General features: G+C 42.5%; 28 protein-coding genes. 26 read left to right on the top strand and 2 right to left on the bottom strand.

Annotation, left to right across the window (positions count from 1 at the left end; all coding sequences use genetic code 11):
• Positions 1 to 717, bottom strand: a 717-nt coding sequence (locus tag J8L98_RS23325; RefSeq protein WP_210998448.1) for a capsid portal protein, incomplete at its 3' end; no start/stop codon positions are given.
• The gene (locus tag J8L98_RS23320) at positions 717 to 2,480 is read right to left on the bottom strand and encodes a terminase family protein (protein ID WP_210998447.1); all 1,764 of its coding nucleotides are present in this window, start codon (positions 2,478 to 2,480) and stop codon (positions 717 to 719) included. The genes J8L98_RS23325 and J8L98_RS23320, both read right to left, overlap by 1 nt.
• 153 nt (positions 2,481 to 2,633) lie before the next feature.
• On the opposite strand from J8L98_RS23320, the gene J8L98_RS23315 reads away from it, so the two are divergent.
• The 26 genes from J8L98_RS23315 (at position 2,634) to J8L98_RS23190 (ending at position 21,923) form a co-directional block, all read left to right on the top strand.
• The gene (locus tag J8L98_RS23315) at positions 2,634 to 3,455 is read left to right on the top strand and encodes a GPO family capsid scaffolding protein (protein ID WP_210998446.1); all 822 of its coding nucleotides are present in this window, start codon (positions 2,634 to 2,636) and stop codon (positions 3,453 to 3,455) included.
• Between the two features lie 13 nt (positions 3,456 to 3,468).
• On the top strand, positions 3,469 to 4,476 hold the full coding sequence (locus tag J8L98_RS23310) for a phage major capsid protein, P2 family (RefSeq protein WP_210998445.1): 1,008 nt from the start codon (positions 3,469 to 3,471) through the stop codon (positions 4,474 to 4,476).
• Positions 4,477 to 4,485: 9 nt separating this feature from the next.
• A complete protein-coding gene (gene gpM, locus J8L98_RS23305; RefSeq protein ID WP_210998444.1) occupies positions 4,486 to 5,193 on the top strand; it encodes a phage terminase small subunit in 708 nt (235 codons plus the stop codon).
• Between the two features lie 93 nt (positions 5,194 to 5,286).
• The gene (locus J8L98_RS23300; RefSeq protein ID WP_210998443.1) at positions 5,287 to 5,754 is read left to right on the top strand and encodes a head completion/stabilization protein; all 468 of its coding nucleotides are present in this window, start codon (positions 5,287 to 5,289) and stop codon (positions 5,752 to 5,754) included.
• Complete coding sequence (locus tag J8L98_RS23295; RefSeq protein WP_210998442.1) at positions 5,754 to 5,972, top strand: tail protein X; 219 nt, start codon at positions 5,754 to 5,756, stop codon at positions 5,970 to 5,972. The genes J8L98_RS23300 and J8L98_RS23295 overlap by 1 nt, the downstream gene beginning before the upstream one ends.
• Positions 5,973 to 5,974: 2 nt before the next feature.
• Positions 5,975 to 6,343, top strand: a complete 369-nt coding sequence (locus tag J8L98_RS23290; RefSeq protein WP_210998441.1) for a putative holin — start codon at positions 5,975 to 5,977, stop codon at positions 6,341 to 6,343.
• A complete protein-coding gene (locus J8L98_RS23285) occupies positions 6,343 to 6,609 on the top strand; it encodes a phage holin family protein (RefSeq protein WP_210998440.1) in 267 nt (88 codons plus the stop codon). Before J8L98_RS23290 ends, J8L98_RS23285 begins: the two co-directional genes overlap by 1 nt.
• On the top strand, positions 6,606 to 7,421 hold the full coding sequence (locus tag J8L98_RS23280) for an N-acetylmuramidase family protein (RefSeq protein ID WP_210998439.1): 816 nt from the start codon (positions 6,606 to 6,608) through the stop codon (positions 7,419 to 7,421). The genes J8L98_RS23285 and J8L98_RS23280 overlap by 4 nt, the downstream gene beginning before the upstream one ends.
• Positions 7,408 to 7,875, top strand: coding sequence for a peptidase (locus J8L98_RS23275; protein ID WP_210998438.1), 468 nt, complete (start codon positions 7,408 to 7,410; stop codon positions 7,873 to 7,875). The genes J8L98_RS23280 and J8L98_RS23275 overlap by 14 nt, the downstream gene beginning before the upstream one ends.
• An 89-nt stretch (positions 7,876 to 7,964) precedes the next feature.
• Positions 7,965 to 8,432, top strand: coding sequence for a phage tail protein (locus J8L98_RS23270; protein ID WP_210998437.1), 468 nt, complete (start codon positions 7,965 to 7,967; stop codon positions 8,430 to 8,432).
• On the top strand, positions 8,414 to 8,869 hold the full coding sequence (locus J8L98_RS23265; protein ID WP_210998436.1) for a phage virion morphogenesis protein: 456 nt from the start codon (positions 8,414 to 8,416) through the stop codon (positions 8,867 to 8,869). The genes J8L98_RS23270 and J8L98_RS23265 overlap by 19 nt, the downstream gene beginning before the upstream one ends.
• Positions 8,870 to 9,045: 176 nt before the next feature.
• On the top strand, positions 9,046 to 9,681 hold the full coding sequence (locus tag J8L98_RS23260; RefSeq protein ID WP_210998435.1) for a DUF5677 domain-containing protein: 636 nt from the start codon (positions 9,046 to 9,048) through the stop codon (positions 9,679 to 9,681).
• 108 nt (positions 9,682 to 9,789) lie between these two features.
• The gene (locus J8L98_RS23255; protein ID WP_210998434.1) at positions 9,790 to 10,203 is read left to right on the top strand and encodes a GNAT family N-acetyltransferase; all 414 of its coding nucleotides are present in this window, start codon (positions 9,790 to 9,792) and stop codon (positions 10,201 to 10,203) included.
• A gap of 191 nt (positions 10,204 to 10,394) precedes the next feature.
• Positions 10,395 to 10,979, top strand: coding sequence for a phage baseplate assembly protein V (locus J8L98_RS23250; RefSeq protein ID WP_247682675.1), 585 nt, complete (start codon positions 10,395 to 10,397; stop codon positions 10,977 to 10,979).
• The gene (locus J8L98_RS23245) at positions 10,976 to 11,305 is read left to right on the top strand and encodes a GPW/gp25 family protein (protein WP_210998432.1); all 330 of its coding nucleotides are present in this window, start codon (positions 10,976 to 10,978) and stop codon (positions 11,303 to 11,305) included. The genes J8L98_RS23250 and J8L98_RS23245 overlap by 4 nt, the downstream gene beginning before the upstream one ends.
• The gene (locus J8L98_RS23240) at positions 11,298 to 12,218 is read left to right on the top strand and encodes a baseplate J/gp47 family protein (protein ID WP_210998431.1); all 921 of its coding nucleotides are present in this window, start codon (positions 11,298 to 11,300) and stop codon (positions 12,216 to 12,218) included. The genes J8L98_RS23245 and J8L98_RS23240 overlap by 8 nt, the downstream gene beginning before the upstream one ends.
• A gap of 1 nt (position 12,219) precedes the next feature.
• On the top strand, positions 12,220 to 13,248 hold the full coding sequence (locus J8L98_RS23235; RefSeq protein WP_210998430.1) for a phage tail protein I: 1,029 nt from the start codon (positions 12,220 to 12,222) through the stop codon (positions 13,246 to 13,248).
• On the top strand, positions 13,248 to 13,784 hold the full coding sequence (locus J8L98_RS23230; protein WP_210998429.1) for a phage tail protein: 537 nt from the start codon (positions 13,248 to 13,250) through the stop codon (positions 13,782 to 13,784). Before J8L98_RS23235 ends, J8L98_RS23230 begins: the two co-directional genes overlap by 1 nt.
• The gene (locus J8L98_RS23225; RefSeq protein ID WP_210998428.1) at positions 13,781 to 14,584 is read left to right on the top strand and encodes a DUF1565 domain-containing protein; all 804 of its coding nucleotides are present in this window, start codon (positions 13,781 to 13,783) and stop codon (positions 14,582 to 14,584) included. Before J8L98_RS23230 ends, J8L98_RS23225 begins: the two co-directional genes overlap by 4 nt.
• Positions 14,584 to 14,892, top strand: coding sequence for a tail fiber assembly protein (locus tag J8L98_RS23220; protein ID WP_210998427.1), 309 nt, complete (start codon positions 14,584 to 14,586; stop codon positions 14,890 to 14,892). The genes J8L98_RS23225 and J8L98_RS23220 overlap by 1 nt, the downstream gene beginning before the upstream one ends.
• Positions 14,893 to 14,995: 103 nt before the next feature.
• Entirely contained in the window at positions 14,996 to 16,165 is a 1,170-nt protein-coding gene (locus J8L98_RS23215; protein ID WP_210998450.1) for a phage tail sheath protein, read from the top strand.
• A gap of 11 nt (positions 16,166 to 16,176) precedes the next feature.
• On the top strand, positions 16,177 to 16,695 hold the full coding sequence (locus tag J8L98_RS23210; protein ID WP_210998426.1) for a phage major tail tube protein: 519 nt from the start codon (positions 16,177 to 16,179) through the stop codon (positions 16,693 to 16,695).
• An 86-nt stretch (positions 16,696 to 16,781) separates the two neighbouring features.
• Positions 16,782 to 17,066, top strand: coding sequence for a phage tail assembly protein (locus J8L98_RS23205; RefSeq protein WP_210998425.1), 285 nt, complete (start codon positions 16,782 to 16,784; stop codon positions 17,064 to 17,066).
• Between the two features lie 26 nt (positions 17,067 to 17,092).
• Positions 17,093 to 17,224 carry a GpE family phage tail protein gene (locus J8L98_RS23200; RefSeq protein WP_210998424.1) on the top strand — a complete coding sequence of 44 codons (132 nt, stop codon included), beginning with the start codon at positions 17,093 to 17,095 and terminating at the stop codon, positions 17,222 to 17,224.
• An 11-nt stretch (positions 17,225 to 17,235) separates the two neighbouring features.
• Positions 17,236 to 21,510 (top strand): phage tail tape measure protein, encoded by a 4,275-nt coding sequence (locus J8L98_RS23195; RefSeq protein ID WP_210998423.1) that lies wholly within the window; start codon positions 17,236 to 17,238, stop codon positions 21,508 to 21,510.
• Positions 21,510 to 21,923, top strand: a complete 414-nt coding sequence (locus J8L98_RS23190; RefSeq protein WP_210998422.1) for a phage tail protein — start codon at positions 21,510 to 21,512, stop codon at positions 21,921 to 21,923. Before J8L98_RS23195 ends, J8L98_RS23190 begins: the two co-directional genes overlap by 1 nt.
• The last annotated feature ends 31 nt before the right edge of the window (positions 21,924 to 21,954 follow it).

The following is a 21,954-nucleotide window of genomic DNA, read 5'->3' as shown; positions in this document are numbered from 1 at the left end:
TCCGGGTGAATGTAAAAACAGATTTCTAAAGTTACCAGGGCCCTTACTATCTTTAAGTGCCTTTCTTAATGTTGTTACGTCTTTTTCATCTACCGTTGCATCTGTTAGCCACATTATAAAACCTGCATGGCTGCCGTTCTCATAGTATCGGCGCCTAAATAACGTAGCGCTTTCGTTTAACAAGGATGAATTCATGCTGGCCACATAGTCGGGCACACCATACACCTCTTGGTTTAAATCTGATTCTTTAACATGAAATACCGTATTATCAGTAAATACTTGTTCTTCTTTAAAGTTCGGTACCCACCAAAACTCACCTGCATTTAAACCGACTCGTGTAAATTTAGTCGGCATTCGTTTATAGCCCATCGCTGAGCCCAATCGGCTTTTCACTTTTTGAAGGTACGCATTGTTAAACACCAAATAATCTAATGCCAATGCGCTGAATTCATACATGCTTAGTTTTGGGTGAGGAATAAAACAGCTTTTTAAAATATTACGCTTAACTTGAATAGCACTAGAATGATGAACCGCCGCTCTATAAAGTCTGCTTAATCCATTCATAGAAAGCGGTGGCTCGTAATACTTGCCGTTTGACATTGTTTCTAAGTAATCAAATATTTCGCGTTGGCTTAATACAGGTGTTGGTTCACCAAAAGTAAACGCCTCTATTTGCTGGTTTTGCTTTTTGTCAGTCTTTTTCTTTAACTTAGCCATTAATCGTACATCTCCAGTGTTGATCCATTACTGCCACTGCTATCCAATGGCTCGTTATAAAGTGCATGCATTGCAGCCCAAGCTATATCAGCGTGACTGATATCTTCGCTACGGCTTGATTCGTAAGTAGTCTGTTTTTGATTAGGTGTAAGAGTTTTGCGAATGCTAATAAATGCCTGGGCCATATCAGTCCACCCTGCATCAAATTCAAAGCGGCCTTTACTGATCACATCATGTGCTTTAAGAACCATCTGGCTTTTAAGATGCGCGCTATATTTGAATGGGGTTACTTTAGGGAAGAACTTTTTAACCAGTTTAAATACTGCTTCACCAATGCCCGTGTTATCGATACCAATAAATTGCACGTTATATTTAGCACACAAGCCTTTAATCGCTTTTGCTTGTGCTTCAAAGTCCATTCCGGTCCAACGATGTTTTTCAATCACACGGAACTTCCCCCCAGGCACTGCCGGCGGACATATAACAACACAGCCTGCATTGTCACCATTGCCACCTCCATTTGGATCATATCCAATCCATACTGGTCTATTGCCTAAAGGCTTAGGTGCAAATGGTTTATAGTCAGACCAAACTTCCCAGCTATCCACCATACAACGCTGCATCATTGTCATAGGGAAAACTGACTGGGTATCGTCCACAAACTCACACATTAAAAGGTTTGCATGCTCTGCAGGGCTGTACTCTAAATGAAGCGTATCAGGGTCAAATAAATCACACCCTTTTTTGATTGCATCTTCTACAGTAACTACCTGCTTCCATTGGCCATCTTCACATTTACGGCCTCTATTTAATGCCTGGTGCGATACATCAACTTCTACCCTTTCAGCTTTAGAACGACCTCTATTAAACAAAGCCCCCGACCAAAACGGGTAAGCTTCATGGCTTATTGAAGAAGGAGTAGAAAAATAGGTTTGGCGCCACTTCTTATGAATGGCCATGCCCGATGCTACTTTTCTAAATTCTTGAAATTTATTGATCCAGAAATATTCGTCCAGATATAAATTGCCGTGGTACGACTGAGCCGTTTTGGCATTGGTACCTAGAAAGTACAGTGTGGCGCCATTATCTAAAACAATTGGGTCGCCTTTTAAATCAACGCCCACGGTGTCTTTAACAAATTGCAGTATGTATTGCTTGAATACATGAGCCTGGGCTTTACTTGCTGATAAAAATATTTGATTTCGACCAGTGGTTAACGCATCAATGATTGCTTCATGGGCAAAAAAGAACGTTGCGCCAATTTGCCTGCTTTTGAGAATGTTTCTAATTCTGTGCGTTAAACCTGCTCGGTACCATTCACGTTGGTAGTCAAACTTAGAAACAATCTCGTTAAACTTATCTATCAGTTTTTCTAAGTCCTCTTCACTGATAAAGTTTTTCTTAGCCTTCTTCTTCTCGCTTGCATTTCTATTGTGCACATTAGGATTCAGATCAGCCTCGTTCCCGCCGTTGTTATAACGTGTAATTCTCGCAACACGCTCTAACTGCCGACCAAGCAAATCAATCTCTTTAAAATCTTTGCCTGTTTTATCTTCTTTGGCTATCAGCTGCAGCATTCGCATTTCTAAAGCGGCATCAACACGATCAATAGGCTGTGCCTCCTCCCACTTATCGCGTTTTTTCCAACTCGATACTGTAGATTCAGGCAAGTCAATATGTTTGCTTATCTCACGTACAGCCCACCCCTGCCAAAAAAGGTTTTTAGCGTACTGTCTATGATTGTTTTCTGGATTCAATTTCATCGCGTCAGTGTAAAGAGCCGCTGCACGAAATCCCCTTGTATTTAGCGGTATAGAACACCCTATACAATTCAACCGCGTTGACCCTCACGCCCCGACTATTAACCATACAAGCATCTTTATTAAGCGCCTAAACCACAGCAAAGGAACAACGCCATGTCTAAAAAAGTATCAAAATTTTTTCGAGTCTTTACAGAAGGAGACACAACCGATGGCCGCGTGGTCGAACGAGGCTGGATTGAAGATATGGCTGCCACATACAACACAGCCAACTATGGCGCTCGTATTTGGCTAGAACATATTCGTAGCGTACTGCCAGACAGCCCCTTCAAAGCTTATGGCGATGTACTCGCAGTAAAAGCAGAAGAAGTAGAAGGCGGCAAACTTGCTCTATTTGCTCAGATTGATCCAACACCTGATTTAATTGCCATGAACAAAAGCCGCCAAAAAATCTATACCAGTGTCGAAATTGATCCAGATTTCGCAAAATCAGGTAAATGCTACTTAGCTGGTTTAGCTGTTACTGACTCGCCAGCGTCACTAGGCACTGAAATGCTTGAGTTCTCTGCTACTGCTAAAACAAACCCTCTCGCCGATCGCAAACAAAAGCCTGACAACTTATTCACTGCCGCAGTTGCAATAGAACTTGAGTTCGAAGACAGCACTGAACACAAAGAAAATGGTTTATTTAGCAAAGTATCTTCACTGCTAAATAAAAACAAAAAGCACAATGACGGTAATTTTGGCGACATAAACCAAGCCGTTGAAACCATTGCTCAATCATTTTCACAGTTCGAAGCGAACACTCAAAAACAGTTAGAAACCACCACCAATCACTACAACGACTTATCAGAAAAACACAACCAATTACAAAACGCTTTTGACACCCTTAAAGAGCAGTTAAGTAACGAAGAGTCTGGCGGCCAAGGGCGTGCCCCAGCAACCGGTGGTAATGGCCAAGTTCAAACAGATTGCTAAGGAGCAACCATAAATGAAAAACACAACTCGTACGGCATATCTCGCTTTTTGCGTACAAATAGCCACATTAAACAGTGTCGAATCGGCAGAAACTAAATTTACTGTTGCACCTACTGTCCAGCAAACGCTGGAAAGTAAAATGCAAGAAAGCTCAGAATTTCTAGCCCAAATTAACATTGTGCCAGTAGAAGAAAGCGAAGGTGAAAAGCTTGGCCTTGGCATTAACACACCCATCGCCGGCACAACCGATACTACCCAAAAAGACCGAGTGCCTATTGACCCAACCAACATAGATGCACACGGCTACAAATGCACGCAAACAAACTTTGATACAGCCCTACGCTATCCAAAGATTGATATGTGGGCCAAATTTCAAGACTTTCAAACCCGTATTCGCGATGCAATCTTAAAGCGTCAAGCCCTTGACCGTATTATGATTGGCTTTAACGGCCGTACGCGCGCGGCGAGTTCCGACCGAGCACTAAACCCGCTATTGCAAGACGTAAATGTGGGCTGGCTAGAAAAAATACGCCAATTTGCACCTGAACGCCATATGAGTGAAGTAGTTGATGCATCGGGCAAAATCGTGATCGGATCAGGCGCTGATTACGAAAACCTTGACGCACTGGTATATGACTTAGTTAATACCATGATTGACCCTTGGTACCAAGATGACACCGAGCTGGTTGTCATTTGTGGGCGTAAACTATTAGCCGATAAATATTTCCCAATCGTCAACAAAGAACATGCACCAACTGAACAACTGGCAGCAGACATGGTTATCAGCCAAAAGCGCATAGGTAACCTACCCGCAGTGCGTGTTCCTAGCTTTCCTGCCAATGCCTTATTAGTTACGCGCCTAGACAACCTTAGTATTTATTACCAAGAAGGTGCCCGCCGCCGTGCAATTATCGACAACCCTAAACGCGACCAAATCGAAAACTACGAGTCATCTAACGACGCATACGTAGTTGAAGAGTATGGCTGTGCTGCACTTGCTGAAAACATCGAACTTAAGTAGAGGTAATACATGGCATCACCAGCACAAAAGCATTTTAGTAAAGTGTTAGCGGCAAAACGCGGCGACAATGAACACGAAAACACTCGTGCGCAAAATCAATATGAACTCATGATGATGCAACTTGCAGAGCATCGCCGTACTTTAAAACGCGTGCAATCACTTGATAGAAAGCTAGAAACAAAAGCCAAGTTCTTACCCGAGTACCAAGCCTATATTGAAGGTGTTTTAGAAGGTAATACCGGCGTTCAAGACGAAGTATTTGTAACCATTTTACTTTGGTATATCGATACAGGAAGCATTGACCAAGCATTGCCACTTGCAGAATACGCGTTAACACATGATTTAGTTATGCCAGACAGATTTGAACGTGGTCTAGCTTGTACGGTTGCTGAAGAAGCAGCAAGCACAGCAGAAAGGCTTTTTGACTCTGACCAAGCTATTGCATCTAAACCACTTGCCCAATTAGTGGGTATAACGGCAAAGCATGATATGTACGACCAAGCGCGTGCCAAACTGTTCCGCCAACTTGGCCAAGCCCTAGAAGCCGAACTCAAATCTGAAAAAGCCATTGAAGCCTACAAGCAAGCTTTATCTCTTAACCCGAAAGTTGGCGTTAAAAAGATGATTGAAAAGCTTGAACGTGATCTTAAAAAGGCAACTTCAGAAACACAAACAACCCAAAACGCCAGCGACTCAATAGAGCCTGTGGCGGGTTAAACGAGCGACCCTCGCAAGCCGTGCGGCGCTGGCTAAGCAAATTTAACTTTTTGCTGAAGCCAGCCCACCGCACACAAAAGGAAATAATTGCTTATGACTTTTATCGCCACCCCAGTAATCGCTTCAGAGGAAGAAAAGTACATCACATCAAGTGAATTTTGGCCTGCTATCAGTTTGTCTGAGTTTAGAAATATTATGCGGTTAGATGGCACAGTAACCGATGAACGCTTAAAACATGCTACGTGCAGCTCCATCTTGCAAGTTAACAATGAATTAAAAGAGTGGCGTATAACACATCAAACCAATGGTCATAACAATTTAGTCAGTATTCCAGCTGAGCAAATCAATAACCAAAGTGAATACCTTCTTTTATATCAACGCGCTGTTTTTTGCTTTGCAAAGGCAAACTTAATTGAACGCTATAACGATTATGACTCAACAGCTAAAGGTATTAAAGACAACGAAGAACTGCACGATACAACCACGTCTCTTAGACGCGATGGCCGCATCGCAATTCGCGACATATTAGGCGTGAACCATGTAACTGTGGAGCTTATTTAATGGAATTAGCACAACGTATTTACACCAAGCAAGGCGATACCATCGACTCAATTTGCCATCAACACTATGGCAATACAGCAGGCATCACAGAGCAGGTTATTGAAGCCAACCCACATATTGCTTTTTTATCGCCAGTGCTACCAACAAATACCTTGTTAATGCTGCCAACTATATCTAAGCCAGCATCAACAAAACACCTGATTCAACTATGGGATTAACTATGAGTGAGCCAATTTCAACCACTAAAACATTGGTCGCGGTGAGCGCACTAACATTAATCCCTGGTACTGACCCAGCAGCAATAATCGGGGCATTCACAGGTGCAGTTTTATTTATTATCTCATACGACCAACTCAGCAGCTTAAAACGGTTTGGTTTGTTCATTGTGTCGTTTTTTGGCGGCTTAGTATGTGCTAATTGGGCAACAACTCTTATCAGCAACTTATTACCCGATTCACTGCAAATTAATTCAGGCATGGGGGCCTTAATCGCGGCCGCCTGCGTGGTTCGCCTCGTACAATATTTAATGCGGATCATGGATGATCCTAAAAGCTTTTTATCATTCATTCGCGGTACCAGGGGGAAGTAATGTTAATTGCCAACACATTCATTTGCTTAGCTATCGTATTGCGAACTGCGTTGTTCGTACGAACAGGAACTTACCGAGTTGCCATTGCATCAATTGCCTATGTGATCACTGTAGCGGCAGGCTCAGATATTGTTTGGCGCCTGTACCACATTATTGACACGCCAAGTGCGGCTGATCTCTTTTTTAAACTAATCGTACTCGTTGCTCTTATTCGCGCCAAAGGCAACGTAGCCACCATGTTATCTCTTAAAAGGAAACAAAAATGAAATTAACAATCGGCAGTAAAAGCCAACAGGTTAAAGACTTACAAACCACGCTAAATCAAAAAGGTGCCTCCCTAGATGTTGATGGCTGGTTTGGAGAACTCACCGCAGCTGCAGTTGCAAGCTATCAACGCCAAGTACATTTGCCAATAACTGGCTATGCCGGCAAACGTACAATGGCCGTATTAAATAACGAGCCAAGAGCTAAGTTTTTATCGCTCAGTGATATTGAATTAGCAGCAACAGAGCTTGATGTAAGCATGGCAACCATAGCGGCAGTTGCCGAAGTAGAATCAAACGGCTGCGGGTTCTTTGATTGCCATCGTCCAAGTATGCTTTTCGAGCGCCATGTGTTTTATCGTCAAGTAAGCAAAAAAGATAAATCTCTGGCTGCGGTGCTATCGCAGAAGTACCCCAATATTTGTAATCAAAAGCCTGGTGGTTACACGGGTGGCAGTGGCGAATATCAGCGTTTTAACATTGCCTATATGCTTGATAAAGACGCCGCAATTGGCGCCTGCAGCTGGGGCATGTTCCAAATAATGGGCTATCACTTTAGCCTACTTGGCTATGAATCAGCCGAAGCGTTCAAATTAGATATGGAAATGTCAGAGCGCAATCAGTTACTGGCTTTGGTTAAATTTATCAAAGCCGACACCAATATGCATAAAGCACTTAAGGGCCATAAGTGGGCTGAGTTTGCCAAACGCTATAACGGGCCTAACTATAAAAAGAATCTGTACGACTCAAAACTTAGCCAGGCATATGCCGATGCACTCGAATTTATGCCAGAGTCAGACAATGCTGCCGCTTAGTGCTATATCAGCAAAACTAAAGGGCTATATCACCGTAGCCCTAATTTGCATCATTGCTTTATGTGGGGCGTATATTTGGCATCAAGCCAGCCAAGTTGAAAAGCTACAACTCGAAAAAGGCATAGTCACTACCGCCCTACAAAACACGTCTGCTTCATTGGCTAAAATGCAAAAACTGTCTGAAGAAAACCAAAAAGCACAAGCCAAATTACGGCTGCAATTGGCCAAGGCGAACAGTGCGACTTCAAGCCGACAACACACAATTCAACACCTAAAACGAGAACTTAACGATGTTAAAGCATGGGCTAATACTTTGCTCCCTCACCCTATTAGAGGCTTGCACCAGCGGCCAGCAATTACAGGCAGTGAGCAATACCGTGAATGGCTGTCCAATCGTCATACCTTGCCAGTTACCAGCCAGCAAAGTGACAAGCAACGAAAGCTTGAGCAATGAAATAACCGCTTGCGAACAAGCCTGGCATGATTGCGCAGCACAAGTCGATATGATCATCGAGTGCCAGCATAGGCTGCAGGAGCAACAAAATGAATAAACCAAGTCAAATTAGGGAACTACTAAGCAGTAGTATCGCAACGCTAAAACAAAACCCTGAGAACCTGCATGTATTCATAGAAGAGGGCAATATTGCAGCAACAGCAGCTGGCGGTAATCTAAGCTTCGAATATCAATTTACGTGCGTCATCATCGTAACTGACTTTAATGAGCATGCAGATAATGTGATCATTCCCCTACTCGGCTGGATTACAAAAAACCAACCTGAACTTTTAGAGAACCCAGAGCTTAGAGAAACCGGCTTCCAATTTAAGGCTGAATTGCTTAATCACGCTACATTCGATTTAGAAATAAAGCTCAAGCTCACTGAGCGCGTTAAAGTCACAGAGCAACAAAACGCCCTACATGTTGAACATTTACCAGAGCCAATTTTTGAAGACAATATTGACTGGACACTATTCACCAATGGAACCAAAACACCATGGCCACCGACGACTTAAATCAAATAAACAACCTCTTTGATGGTTTAATCGAACGTCTTTCAAAGCAAGAACGTAAACAACTTGCTCGAAATATTTCACGTAAACTCAGGGCCAGCCAAGCAAAACGGATAAAAGAAAACAAAGCACCTGATGGGAGCGACTATACAGCCCGTAAACCACAACCCAGTTGGCGCACAAAAAAAGGCAGCATCAAAAAAAAACTCATGTTTCAAAAGCTGATCCGCACTAAATACCTCAAAGCAAAATACACTGGTGAGCAAGCCAGCGTTGGCTTTATTGGTTTACTGGCATACATTGCACGCCAACATCAGTATGGGTTGCGCGCTAAAGTGAATAATGACGTTCAGGTTCAATACCCTGAACGTCAACTATTGGGTTTTACTGCGGAGGAACAGCTGAACATTGAAGATTTGCTTATCAAGCATTTAAGTTGATAGACGTTGAGTCACAATAATAAAAAATAGAAATATTGGATTGATGTAATCATTATTTCTATTAGTATATGATTTACGTTAAAATCAAAAACTCTATTAGTTTGTCTATATATTGAACATCTTTTAATTTACAAGCTATTACCAATAAAGTGTTAGGCATCAATGGAGACTGGGCGTTGAATGAAGAGAAAATGAAGGTTGTTTTTACTCCGAGTGACGAGCCGTATTTAGGTCGAGAACTCCTATTTCATTATGACCAGATGATTTCATGTTGCCTTGAAGTAAATGCTGATGTGGCACCATTATCTCATAAGCTAGATTTATCTAGTTCGCAAAAAATGGCATGTCAGGTAATTCCACAAAGTATTAGTTTAGCTTTGTCAATTCGAGAGCTGATCAGGCAAGGTTACGTTTTTGGTGCTCACGTGCTAAAGCGAAGTTTGATTGAGCGAATAATGATATTGCTTTATCTGCACCATTTTCCAGACAAAATAGGTTTATGGGATGATGGTTGGAATCATAAAACAGCCCCAAGCCTTGCAAAGATGTTTGAACTAGTTAATAACAAAGAAGAAAGTGGTCTCAATTTTAAAGGTCATGAGCTAACAGCACCTTTAAATAGTTTAGTCCATGGAAAGCCTGACTCTGCAGTATGGAACTCTATTATTGTGGGTGATGGCAAGTTTGTGAGTGCTCCATCAAAAATACTTAACAGTCCCAAGTTATGTGATGAATTGTGTGCAGAGATATTACCTTGGTTGACCATAATTCCGGCAATGATGTGTGCATACTTTCCAGAAAAAAATGCCTAACCACCCCATTAGATTCGCAGCCTTATTCTTTTGGCGATAACCTAGATATACTAACGGTGAATCAATTTTAAAAACTTAACTAATCGCTGTTTATCAATAAGGAGTTTCATGAACCTGTTATCCAATATTTTGTATAGAGAAAATCACGGTTTTTCTTATTCATATTTCGAAAATTACGCTGATGATTGTAATTGCATGTGGAGAAAATATCCTGAACCTGAAAATGTCTATACGATTGAGCGTATAGACATATTACCAGAATTTCGAAGGAAAGGGTTCGCTCGAAATTTACTCAAAGATGCAATCAAACGTATTGAAGCCGAATGTCCTAAAGCTTGTGTAATGATCACCGCTGAACCAGATGACAGCTGTGGGATAACTCTTGAGAATCTAGTCAGTTTCTATGAATCACTTGGATTTGAAAAGCATCAAAACTTAGGTTCTCGCGTTCACCTTCGTCTGTATCTGGACGATTCAGTGAAACCGCGTACAGTCTACGATTATCCGTTATACTTCAAATAAAAACGTAACAAAAAAGTGCACTTACCATACTAGTTGTTTGATCAGGCCTATTATTAAAAATTCAAAGTGCAGCATTTATTCCAACCCATTTTAGTGCTCTGCTTTTATTCCCCTATAAAACTATAACCCCACTTATACCCGTCTAGCTTGTTGCGCTAACTAAACCAACTCGCAACCATAGCGGCATGAACATGCTCGCTGAAATTGCAGAACTAAAACGCCGTATTGATAACCTGATACGACTAGGCACCGTTGCTGAAGTCAAATCGGGTTATTGTCGTGTCACAACAGGTGAGATAACAACTGATTTTCGCCCTTACTTAACGCACCGTGCCGGCACTGCCAAAACAAGTTGGCGCCCCTCAATCGATGAACAAGTGATCTTGTTCTCTCTCAGTGGCGATTTAACCAATGCATATGTTTTACCGTCACTTTATAGCGATGAAAATCCAGAACCAGACGACCATGAAACACGAGTAAGAACCGTGTTCCCCGACGAGGCTATATTTGAATATGACCCTGAATCTGGGCAACTAAGAATATCGGGCATCAAAAAAGCACTTATTGAAGTTATCGAAAGTACACAAATTGATTGCCCTGAAAATACTATCAACGGCAACCTCACGATCAATGGTGAATCAACCATTAATGGCGGCATTAATCATACTGGCCATATGAAAAACGAAGGCGGCATAGAAATAGACGGCATTGAATTTGGTACGCATGGCCATGAAAAAGTCAAAGCTGGCATCGATGTAGCAGGCAAACCAGTATGAACTACCTAAGTATGAACCGAAAAACAGGTTGTTTGATTACTGACACAGCCCACATACAACAAAGTATTGAAGATATTTTAACCACCCCGTTAGGCACCAGAGTAATGCGCCGCAACTACGGCTCTGAGCTATTTGAATTAATTGATCAACCACATACTGGCGCTAATCGGTTGCGAATAATGGCAGCAATTATTACGGCTTTAACACTCTGGGAACCGCGCGTAACCATTAAACAAGTCGAGCTTTCTGCCCCTGATTTAACTGGCAAATTACACATCAACATAATGACTGACCGTAACGAACGCATCGAGGTGCACTATGGCTAAGTTAATCGATTTATCAAAAGTGCCGGTACCAGACATTGTTGAACAACTGAACTTTGAACAGCTATACGAGAAAAATAAGCAACTGCTCATTGAACTCGAACCAAGTTATGCGCAAGCGCTGCAGTTTGATTCAGATCCGCAAGCTAAGCAGCTGCAAATACTCACATATCGAGAAATGCACTTAATTGCCAAAATTAACAAGGCAACCAAGGCTAATATTTTGGCTTCAGCGTTTGATAAAGACTTAGAAGCCTTTGCATCAAACTACAATATTGAACGTTTAGTTATTACACCAGAGAACCCAGCGACTAACCCAATTACACCAGCCGTTATGGAAAGCGATGATGCATTAAAACGCCGAGCTCAACTGGCATTTGATGGATTAAACACCGCAGGCAGTGTTGATGGCTATATTTTTCACACGCTAGGCGTCGATGGTCATGTGCTAGACGCTGACGCATATAGCCCTGCGCCTTGCGAAATCGTTGTGATAGTTCTGGCACATACTGAAACAGGCCTGCCAACCAATGACTTGCTGATAAAAATACGCAATCACTTTGGTTTGACAAATGACGGCACAGCGCAACTAAAAACACCAAGTAAAATACGCCCACAAGGTGACCGCGTAACAATTCAAAGTGCTGACATTATTAACTACTCAGTAGAGGCAGAGCTCAACATTATGCCAGGGCCTGATAAACAAGTGGTGCTTGCAGCTACACAACAAGCGTTAGTTGATTACCAGTTTGAACAACGAAAACTAGGCGCAAGCATTACTCTTTCAGGTATTTACAAAGCACTGCATCAGCCTGGCGTTAATGATGTGAACATCATTCAACCAGTCAATAGCGTAAAAGTTGAAGCTTATCAGAGCGCTTATTGCACCAACATCAATATAAAAGTTGGGCCATAACATGCAATTATTTGATTCAATGCTGCCACCCAACGCCACTAAACTTGAGAAAAATTTAGAACAAGTGATTGCTAACGCAATTGATGTAGAAGTTCACATTCAAAATTTATGGGACCCATACAAATGCCCATTCAAATTACTACCTTGGCTGGCTTGGGCATATTCAGTTGAACACTGGGAAGACAGCTGGCCAGAGCATATTAAGCGAACTGTAGTTGCCAACTCATTCGATGTTCACAAACACAAGGGCACCCCTTACTCACTGCAGCGAGCACTTGATAGCTTAGGCATTCGCACCAATATGCTCGAATGGTGGGAGGCAAAGTCAAACGGCCAACCAGGTACCATGAAAGTATTGGCCATGTTGACCGAAAATTTCACCAGTGACAAAAACACGCTTTTTACCAAAGAAATGCTTCAAATGGTCACAGAGGCAATACGAGTACATAAACGCGGCAGTATTCATTTTGAATTAGAACTTGGTATTGCATTTGAAGAACAATTAGCTATTGGGGGCGCTTTAGATCATGCCGTTGGCTTAGTAGATTTAATTGCTGATCCAGTACCAGTGATTCCAAATAGCATTGATGTCGATTTAAAAGCGTACGGTGTTTTAGATCATGGTGTTGGCTTTACAGAGTTCACCGCTGAGCCATTGCCACTGCTCCCAAATAGCGTAGATGTCGATTTAAAAGCGTATGGTGTTTTAGATTATGGCGCTGGCTTTACAGAATTCACCACTGAGTCATTGCCACTGCTCCCAAATAGCGTTGATGTCGAATTAAAAGCTTTCGGCGCTTTAGATCATGCCGTTGGCTTTACAGAGTTCACCACTGAGCAAGTGCCACTGACACCAAATAGCATTGATGTTGAGTTAAAAGCGTACTGCGTTTTGAATAAAACAACCTTTGCCGACCATCATGCCGAATTTTTAGCTGCAGAACCCTATTCACTTAGAAAAGCTCTAAAAGTGGGCGTAGTCGCTAGTCAAATTATCTGTTCCGATATCATCTTAAACGGAGTTATGTAATGCACCTTAAATTACAATTTACTGAAGCAGGCCTAGCGGCTTGCTTATCTGCCAAAGACAAGGGCCTAAAAGCTCAAGTCACTCACATGGCTTTTGGCTCACATGCTTACACCCCATCAAAAACCCAAACTTCATTAAGTAATGAAGAAGAACGTATTGAAATATCTGACTATGAAGACCAAGGCAATCAGTTAAGGGTTGCTGGTTTATTTGAAGGAGAGCTTGAATATGCCATTCGCGAAATTGGTATTTTCATGGGAGATACATTGCTGGGTGTTTATAGCCAAGAAAATAAACTACTGGGCTACCGCACTCCCGCTGTAAAAATTGTGCAGTGGTTCACAATAGGTATTGAAGCCTTGCCTACGGATAGCATTACCGTGGTGATTGGTACCAACAATCTCAATCTTATTTTAGATACAGAATTTGTGACGGGTGGCCTTGCGTTTGTCAAAGGTCAAACCGCTTTGGTTAAACAAGCTCACTGGAACATGCAACTCAGTGAGAAAATTCGACAAATGGAGGGCTCAAAATGAGCATAATTGAAAAAATTGAAGATTTGAAAGTAGCATGCTCAGACCAAACGCTTGCTTCACAAGCTTTAGCAAGTGAGGTTGCTGGTAAAGTCACCGCAATTAACCAAGCGCTTGCACAGGCGGTAGAGGTAGCACCAAAACTGAAACGAACTTTTTATGTTGACGTAAATGGAAGTGATCAAAATGATGGTTCTAAAGGCTCACCATTTAAAACAACGATGAGGGCTATATCATTAATACCTGAAAGTGGTGTAGGCATAATATACCTGAACGCAGGTACGCATGAATTTAGTGAAGAGGTTACAGCTAACGAGAACATAACAATTTTCATCTTTCCATCTCAAGGCGGCACTGAGCTAAATACAGAGCTGAAATTTGTAGAAAGTAGAGTCGTTAGCGACTATGCATATGTTTGCACGCTTTGGCTAACAGGTGGTTACTTTTACGCGAATAACATAAAAATTAGTACAGGCCTAAGAAGTGATAATAGCATTACATTATCTCCCTATGCAGCAATCCAAGCTCGATATGGGTGCTTTGTTACTTTTGGGAGTGGTTCAGTTGATGTGGGAGATTACAACTTAATCGCTAATGCGCATTCATGGTCAGCGCAAGCAGACTTTTCATCAGTAAGTTTTTGCTACTTATCTAGCATCAATAAAAGTGGGGTTGGCTCTTTGTATTATTTTGAAGGGTTCGCAACGCTGTATAGTGTAATGAGTGTACTAGATGGAGCCACATGGAGTGATTTAGTCAAAGGTAACCTTGCCCACCTTTTCAATAATGTAGGACTAGCATAATGTACACATTTCAAATTGGTAGAAAGCTATATACAAATTTTAGCCATGAGCAATTATTAAAACTTGTCGCCAATAACGTTTTAGAGTTGCAACAAGCGAATGAAATCATTTTAAATTCTAAAATTGATTTAATAAGGCAAAAAAGGAACGAGTTAATTAGTGAAACAGATTGGACTCAAATGCCTGACGCGCCTTTCACAACTGAAAAAAAGACTGAATTCGCAACATACCGCCAAGCACTACGAGACATTACAAATAATCTCGACAACCCTGACGAAGTAAACTGGCCAATTAAACCAACCCTTTAACCTCAACCACCTCTATCTAGCCAGTTATACCCTTTAAATAACTGGCTTAGCTCATGCGCTATTAGCACTCTACCTCTGTTAATTTAAACAGCACCGGAGCTAAATTATGAGTTATCACCATGGTGTTCGTGTCATCGAGATAAACGAAGGCACGCGCACAATTCGCACCGTATCAACATCCATTGTGGGTATTGTTGCCGTTGCAGACGATGCAAACGCAACACAATTCCCACTCAACCAGCCAATATTGCTGACCAACGTACAATCAGCAGTCGGTAAAGCAGGTACTCAAGGCACGTTAAAAAGGTCTCTTCAAGCCATTGCTGACCAAGTAAATACCATGTGTGTTGTCGTGCGCGTTGCCCAAGGCGCCAACGAGTCAGAAACAACCGCAAATATTGTTGGCACTACAACACCTGATGGTGAGTATACAGGCTTAAAAGCCCTACTCGCTGCACAATCTAAACTGAAAGTTAAGCCTCGTATTATCGGCGTGCCTGGTCTTGATAATTTACCGGTTGCCACTGAGCTTGTAGCGACCGCTAAGAAACTACGAGCATTTGCTTATGTTTCTGCCTATGGTTGCCAAACCAAAGAGCAAGCCGTTACCTATCGTGAAAACTTTGGTGCCCGTGAAGTCATGGTGATCTGGCCTGACTTTGTAGCTTTTAATGTTGATACAGCACAAGACGAAAATGCCTACGCCACCGCTCGTGCATTAGGGCTAAGAGCCCGAATAGACAAAGACACAGGCTGGCATAAAACGCTGTCTAATATCGCGGTTGACGGCGTAACCGCTATATCAAAGCCCGTATTTTGGGACTTACAAGATCCAGACACTGACGCAGGCTACTTAAACAGTAACGATGTAACTACATTGATTAATCAAGACGGTTTTCGTTTTTGGGGATCGCGTACTTGTTCAAGTGATCCACTGTTTCAGTTTGAAAACTATACGCGTACAGCGCAAGTGTTGGCCGACACCATAGCCGATTCACACATGTGGGCAGTCGATAAGCCACTCACCCCTACTCTGGTGAAAGATATTGTTGAAGGCATTAATGCCAAATTTCGTGAACTCAAAAACAGTGGTTACATCATTGATGGCATAGCTTGGTATGCAGAGGAAATCAACGACAAAGACACGCTCAAAGCGGGTAAGTTGTTCATTGACTATGACTACACACCTCTACCACCGCTTGAAAACCTCACATTCCGCCAACGCATTACCGACCGTTACCTAGTTGATTTTGCAGCAGGTATCTCAGCTTAAGGAGCTTCTAAATGGCATTACCTAGAAAACTAAAAGGCCTAAACGTCTTTGTTGACGCCCAGGGCTACGCTGGCGAAGTTGAAGAAGTCACCACGGGTAAATTAACTCGAAAATTTGAGGGCTATCGTTCAGGTGGTATGCCTGGTGCGGTACAAATTGATATGGGTTACGACGACAGCGCACTAGACCTTGAATTTACATTGGGTGGCGTTAACGTCGATATGATGGCCAAACAAGGCGCGCAAACCATTGATGGTATTCAACTGCGCTTCGCCGGAGCAATCCAGCGTGATGACACAAACGAAGTTCAAAGCCTTGAAATTGTCTGTCGTGGCCGCTTCAAAGAGTTTGACCCTGGCACATACAAACCAGGTGATAACAGCACAACAAAAGTCACCATGCTTAACACTTATTACAAGCTCATTTTAGATGGCAAAGTTATTCGTGAAATCGACTTAGTTAACTTTATAGATATAGGCGCTGACGGTACCGACGCGTTAGCCAAAATTCGCCAAGCCATTGGGCTTTAGTCGTTGGCTTTTAATACTGAGCATTAAATTCTCCTCTAGCTCGTTAGCGCGAGCTTATTTTACAACTAAATTAAAGAGTACAAACAATGTCAAAACCAGAAACCAAACCCGTCACGCTAGAAATACCCATCACACGTGGCGAAACAACAATCAAAGAAATAAAGCTACGCAAACCTAAAGCGGGAGAACTGCGTGGCTTGTCACTTGCTGATTTATTAAACCTCGACGTAAACGCAATGACCACATTACTACCTCGCATTAGTGATCCCATTTTAACCAAGCAAGACATTAACGACTTAGAGTTAGATAACCTCGTGCTTTTGGCGGGTGAAGCTGCAAATTTTTTCGTACCAAAGAATATGAAAATGTAGCATTACCAGAATACGTAGACGATGCCATGGCAGACATTGCCATGGTCTTTCGCTGGCAACTCAGCGAATTGAGCGAACTCGATGTTGACGAGTTAATGCAATGGCGAGACAAAGCAATCACGCGTTGGAACCAAATAAATAACCCTGAAGAAGATTAAGAGAGCCCAACATGGCGAATAAACTTGAAATCAAACTACTACTTAGTGCCTTAGATAAAGTCTCTGCCCCATTCAAAAAAATACGCGCTGCAGGTGGCCATACAACTGAACAACTAAAACAGGCTCAACAACGAATCAAATCACTCAACAAACAATCATCTAAGATTGATGGCTACCGTAAAATTAGTAAGTCATTAGGTATAACCTCTGTACAATTGAAAAATGCACAAGCGCATGTAAAACACCTTGCTCAACAAATCGACCACTCAAAAGCACCAAGCAAAGCGCTCACCAAAGAGTTTGAACAAGCCAGAGCCTCTACAATTAAGCTCATTACTCAAGCTAAACAACTCACAGCGACAAAACATAAACAACGTAACGCACTGCGCGAAGCTGGCATTGATACTAAAAACTTAGCGTCACACCAGCGCACATTAACGCATAACCTAGCACATGCTAATAAACAGTTAGCAGCGCAAAAAAAGCACCTACACAATGTTGCTCAACAACAAAAGCAACTCAATAAAGCACGTAATCAACTTGATAACAGGCTCAATTTACAAACGAGTATGGCCACCAAAGGGGCCATGGGAGCTGGAGGTGGTGCAGCCGCACTGTATGCAACAAGCCAATTTTTACAACCAGGGCTTGAGTTCACAGCTGCTCAATCAAAAGTTCAAGCATTAACACGTTTAGACGAAAACGACCCTGCACTTAAAGCGCTCCGCAAACAAGCTCGTAATTTAGGCGCCACAACTCAGTTTACCGCTAACGATGTCTCAATGGGTCAATCTTACTTAGCAATGGCGGGCTTTGACGCCAAAGCAATACAACAAGCTATGCCTGGCATGTTGGATTTATCTATTGCCAATGGTACCGACTTAGCTGTTACCTCTGATATTGCCTCTAACATTTTATCTGGCTTTGGATTGCAAGCAGATCAAATGGGTCGCCTTGGTGATGTATTAACAGCCACGACAACACGCGCCAACGTTAATCTAACTATGCTTGGCGAAACCATGAAATATGTCGCACCTGCAGCACGGGACTTAGGTATTGGTATTGAAGAGGCCGCTGCTATGTCAGGGTTACTTGGTAACGTAGGTATTCAAGCGAGCCAAGGCGGTACCGTATTGCGAGCGATGCTTAACAGGCTAAGCAGTCAAACGGGCCCTGCAGCAAAAGCAATGGAGGTATTAGGCTTAAACACCAAAGATGCCGGTGGCAATTTACGCGCTATTCCCAGCATTTTACAAGACGTTGTAAAAGCCACAGCAAAAATGGGGAATGCCGATCGTGCAGGCATACTTAAAACCATTTTCGGTGAAGAGGCTGGCACAGGGGTAAGCGAACTCATTAAACAACAAGGCGATGGCGCAATAAAAGCGTTTACCGATGTACTTAAAAATGCCGCAGGTGAAAACGCCAATGTTGCCAAAGTTATGGCTAACAATGCCAAAGGCGACCTGCAAAGCTTGGCATCCGCGTGGGACGATGTAGGCATAGAACTATTTGAAGGTAACGACTCAGGCATACGAACACTCATACAAGATGTAACAGGTGTTGTACGTAGTATCGGCAACTGGATGAAAGCAAACCCCGAGCTTACATCAACGCTATTTAAAGTGGCGGCTGCAGCTGCTGCACTTGCAACAATTGGTGGCACACTTACTGTGATGATTGCAGGTCTCATAGGCCCAATTGTTATGACCAAATACGCCTTGTCAGTGATGGGGATTAAACATTTACCGTTGGCAAGTAAAGGCTTTAAGCTCGTTGCATTAGGCGTGGGTAAGTTTAGCGCAATACTAAAAGGCGCAGCAGCTGCGGTACGTATATTCTCACTCGCACTAATTAGCTCACCCATCGGCTGGGTTATCGCTGGCATTTCTGCACTCATTACCGCCGGCTATTTATTAATTACACATTGGGATTCAGTAAGTGCATTCTTTAGTAAAACATGGCAAAGCTTAAAAGCGATTGTGTCGGTAGGCGTTGCCAAAACACTCGAAGTGATACGAATATGGCCAAAGGCATTAAAAGCCATATTCAACTGGGCGCCATTAAGCATAGTTGCGCAAAAGTTTAATGCTGTAAAAAACTGGCTTATTGGTTTGTGGCCATCGATTACCAATACAGCGCAAACACAGTGGCAAAAGTTAAAGAACGTATTCAATTGGTCACCACTTCAATCAATAGCCAATGGGTTTAACTCAGCCAAAAACTGGTTAAATGCCCTGTGGCCAAACATTAAAACGACTGCAGCAAACAGTTGGAAGCTATTCAAAACCGTATTTGATTGGTCACCACTCGGTATGATCATCAACAACTTTGGCCGCATTAAAAACTGGTTTGCTAGTCTATGGTCGAGTGTCACTACGACTGCAGATAAAGGCTGGCAGACATTCAAAACAACCTTTGATTGGTCGCCGCTTAACACCATATCTAATAGCTTTGGTACAGTTAAATCTTGGCTAAGTAGCCTGTGGCCATCGATTACAACTAACGCCCAATCACAATGGCAACATTTTAAATCGGTATTTAACTGGTCGCCGTTGCAATCAATCGCCGGCGGATTCAACTCAGTGAAGACCTGGCTAAGTAACCTATGGCCAAATATCAATTCAACTGCAGATGCAGGCTGGCAAAACGTCAAAGCAGTGTTTAATTGGTCTCCACTTAACACCATTTCTAATGGCTTTAGCGCAGTTAAGTCTTGGCTAAGTAGCCTGTGGCCGTCGATTACAGCTAACGCTCAATCACAATGGCAACGTTTTAAGTCGGTATTTAACTGGTCGCCATTGGCATCAATCGCCGGCGGATTCAATTCAGTAAAGACCTGGTTAAATAACCTATGGCCAAATATTAATTCAACAGCGGCTGCAGGCTGGCAAAATGTCAAAGCAGTGTTTGATTGGTCTCCACTTAACACTATTTCTAATGGCTTTAGCGCAGTTAAATCTTGGCTAAATAGCTTATGGCCATCGATTACAATTAACACTCAATCACAATGGCAAAACTTTAAATCGATATTTAACTGGTCGCCATTGGCATCAATCGCCGGCGGATTCAATTCAGTAAAGACCTGGTTAAATAACCTATGGCCAAATATTAATTCAACAGCGGCTGCAGGCTGGCAAAATGTCAAAGCAGTGTTTGATTGGTCTCCACTTAACACTATTTCTAATGGCTTTAGCGCAGTTAAATCTTGGCTAAATAGCTTATGGCCATCGATTACAGCTAACGCTCAATCACAATGGCAAAGTTTTAAAGCCGTATTTAACTGGTCGCCTTTAGGTTCAATCACCAGAGGATTCAACTCAGTGAAGACCTGGCTAAGTAGCCTATGGCCAAATATTAATTCAACAGCTGCTGCAGGCTGGCAAAATGTCAAAGCAGTGTTTAGTTGGTCACCCCTTAACACCATCTCTAGTGGCTTCAGCGCAGTTAAGTCTTGGCTAAGTAGCCTGTGGCCGTCGATTACAACTAACGCTCAATCACAATGGCAAAACTTTAAATCGATATTTAACTGGCCGCCATTGGCATCAATCGCCGGCGGATTCAATTCGGTAAAGATCTGGTTAAATAACCTATGGCCAAATATTAATTCAACGGCAGCTGCAGGCTGGCAAAACTTTAAAAGCTTGTTTGATTGGTCACCGCTAAGCGTTATTACCAGCCACTTTAATTCTGTGATCAGCTTTTTTACTAACTTACCAAACAAGTTCGTGAGCTTGGGTGAAATGACCATCGACGGCTTTGGTAATGGTATTAAAAACAAACTGCAGTTAATCAAAGACTCTATTTTTGGCATTGGTAAAAGTGCTATCGCCTCGTTAAAACAAACACTCGGCATTGCTTCACCTAGTAAAGTATTCGCCACATTAGGCGATCAAACTATGCAAGGCCTCAATGTGGGTATTCAGCGCAGTCAAAACGAGCCACTTAAACAAGTTAATGCACTCAGTAAAACGCTAGCGGGTACCGCCTTTGCTTTAGGTGCGGTGAGTTTACCTGCAGCGGCTCAGCCTGCAAATTTCGCCAAAGCAGAGCAACCCACATTTGTCAGTGGATCACAGTTATACCAACCTAACCAAAAACAAGCGGTTGCTAATAAACAGCCTAAAACCATTCACATTGACGCGTCCATTCACGCACCAATCACAATCCATGCAACGCAGGGCACAAACGAGCAAGACATAGCGCGGCAAGTCGTCATGCAAATTGAACAGTACCAGCGTAATCAACAAGCAAAAATACGGGCAACATTAGGAGACATAGAATAATGATGATGACATTGGGTTACTTTGTGTTCGAGCGTAAAACAATAGCCCCGCAACAAACACAGCACACCATGGTTTGGCGCCACCCTTCAAACAATAGAGTGGGCGCAAGGCCAAGCACGCAATTTTTAGGCACCGGCGACGAAATTAAAATACTATCGGGCGTACTCATGCCCGAATTCACAGGAGGTGAGCCAAGTTTAAAAGAGCTCACCACCATGGCTGAAACAGGTAAAGCCTACCCGCTCATCGATGGCAGCGGAAACATGCACGGTTTTTTTGTCATTACAAAAGTAACAGCGGGTAGAAGTGAATTCATTATCAACGGCGCCGCCCGAAAAATAGAATTTAGTATTGAGCTAAAACGCATTGACGAAAAAAACACCCAGCAAATTGCGAATAAACTTTCTCAATAACTTTTACATGAATTTATGTACAAATAAGGCC

The sequence above is a fragment of the Pseudoalteromonas sp. MMG013 genome (assembly GCF_018100885.1).
GTDB lineage: Bacteria > Pseudomonadota > Gammaproteobacteria > Enterobacterales > Alteromonadaceae > Pseudoalteromonas > Pseudoalteromonas aurantia.
Note: the sequence above shows the minus strand (reverse complement) of the source record. Positions and strands in the feature narration are given on the sequence as shown.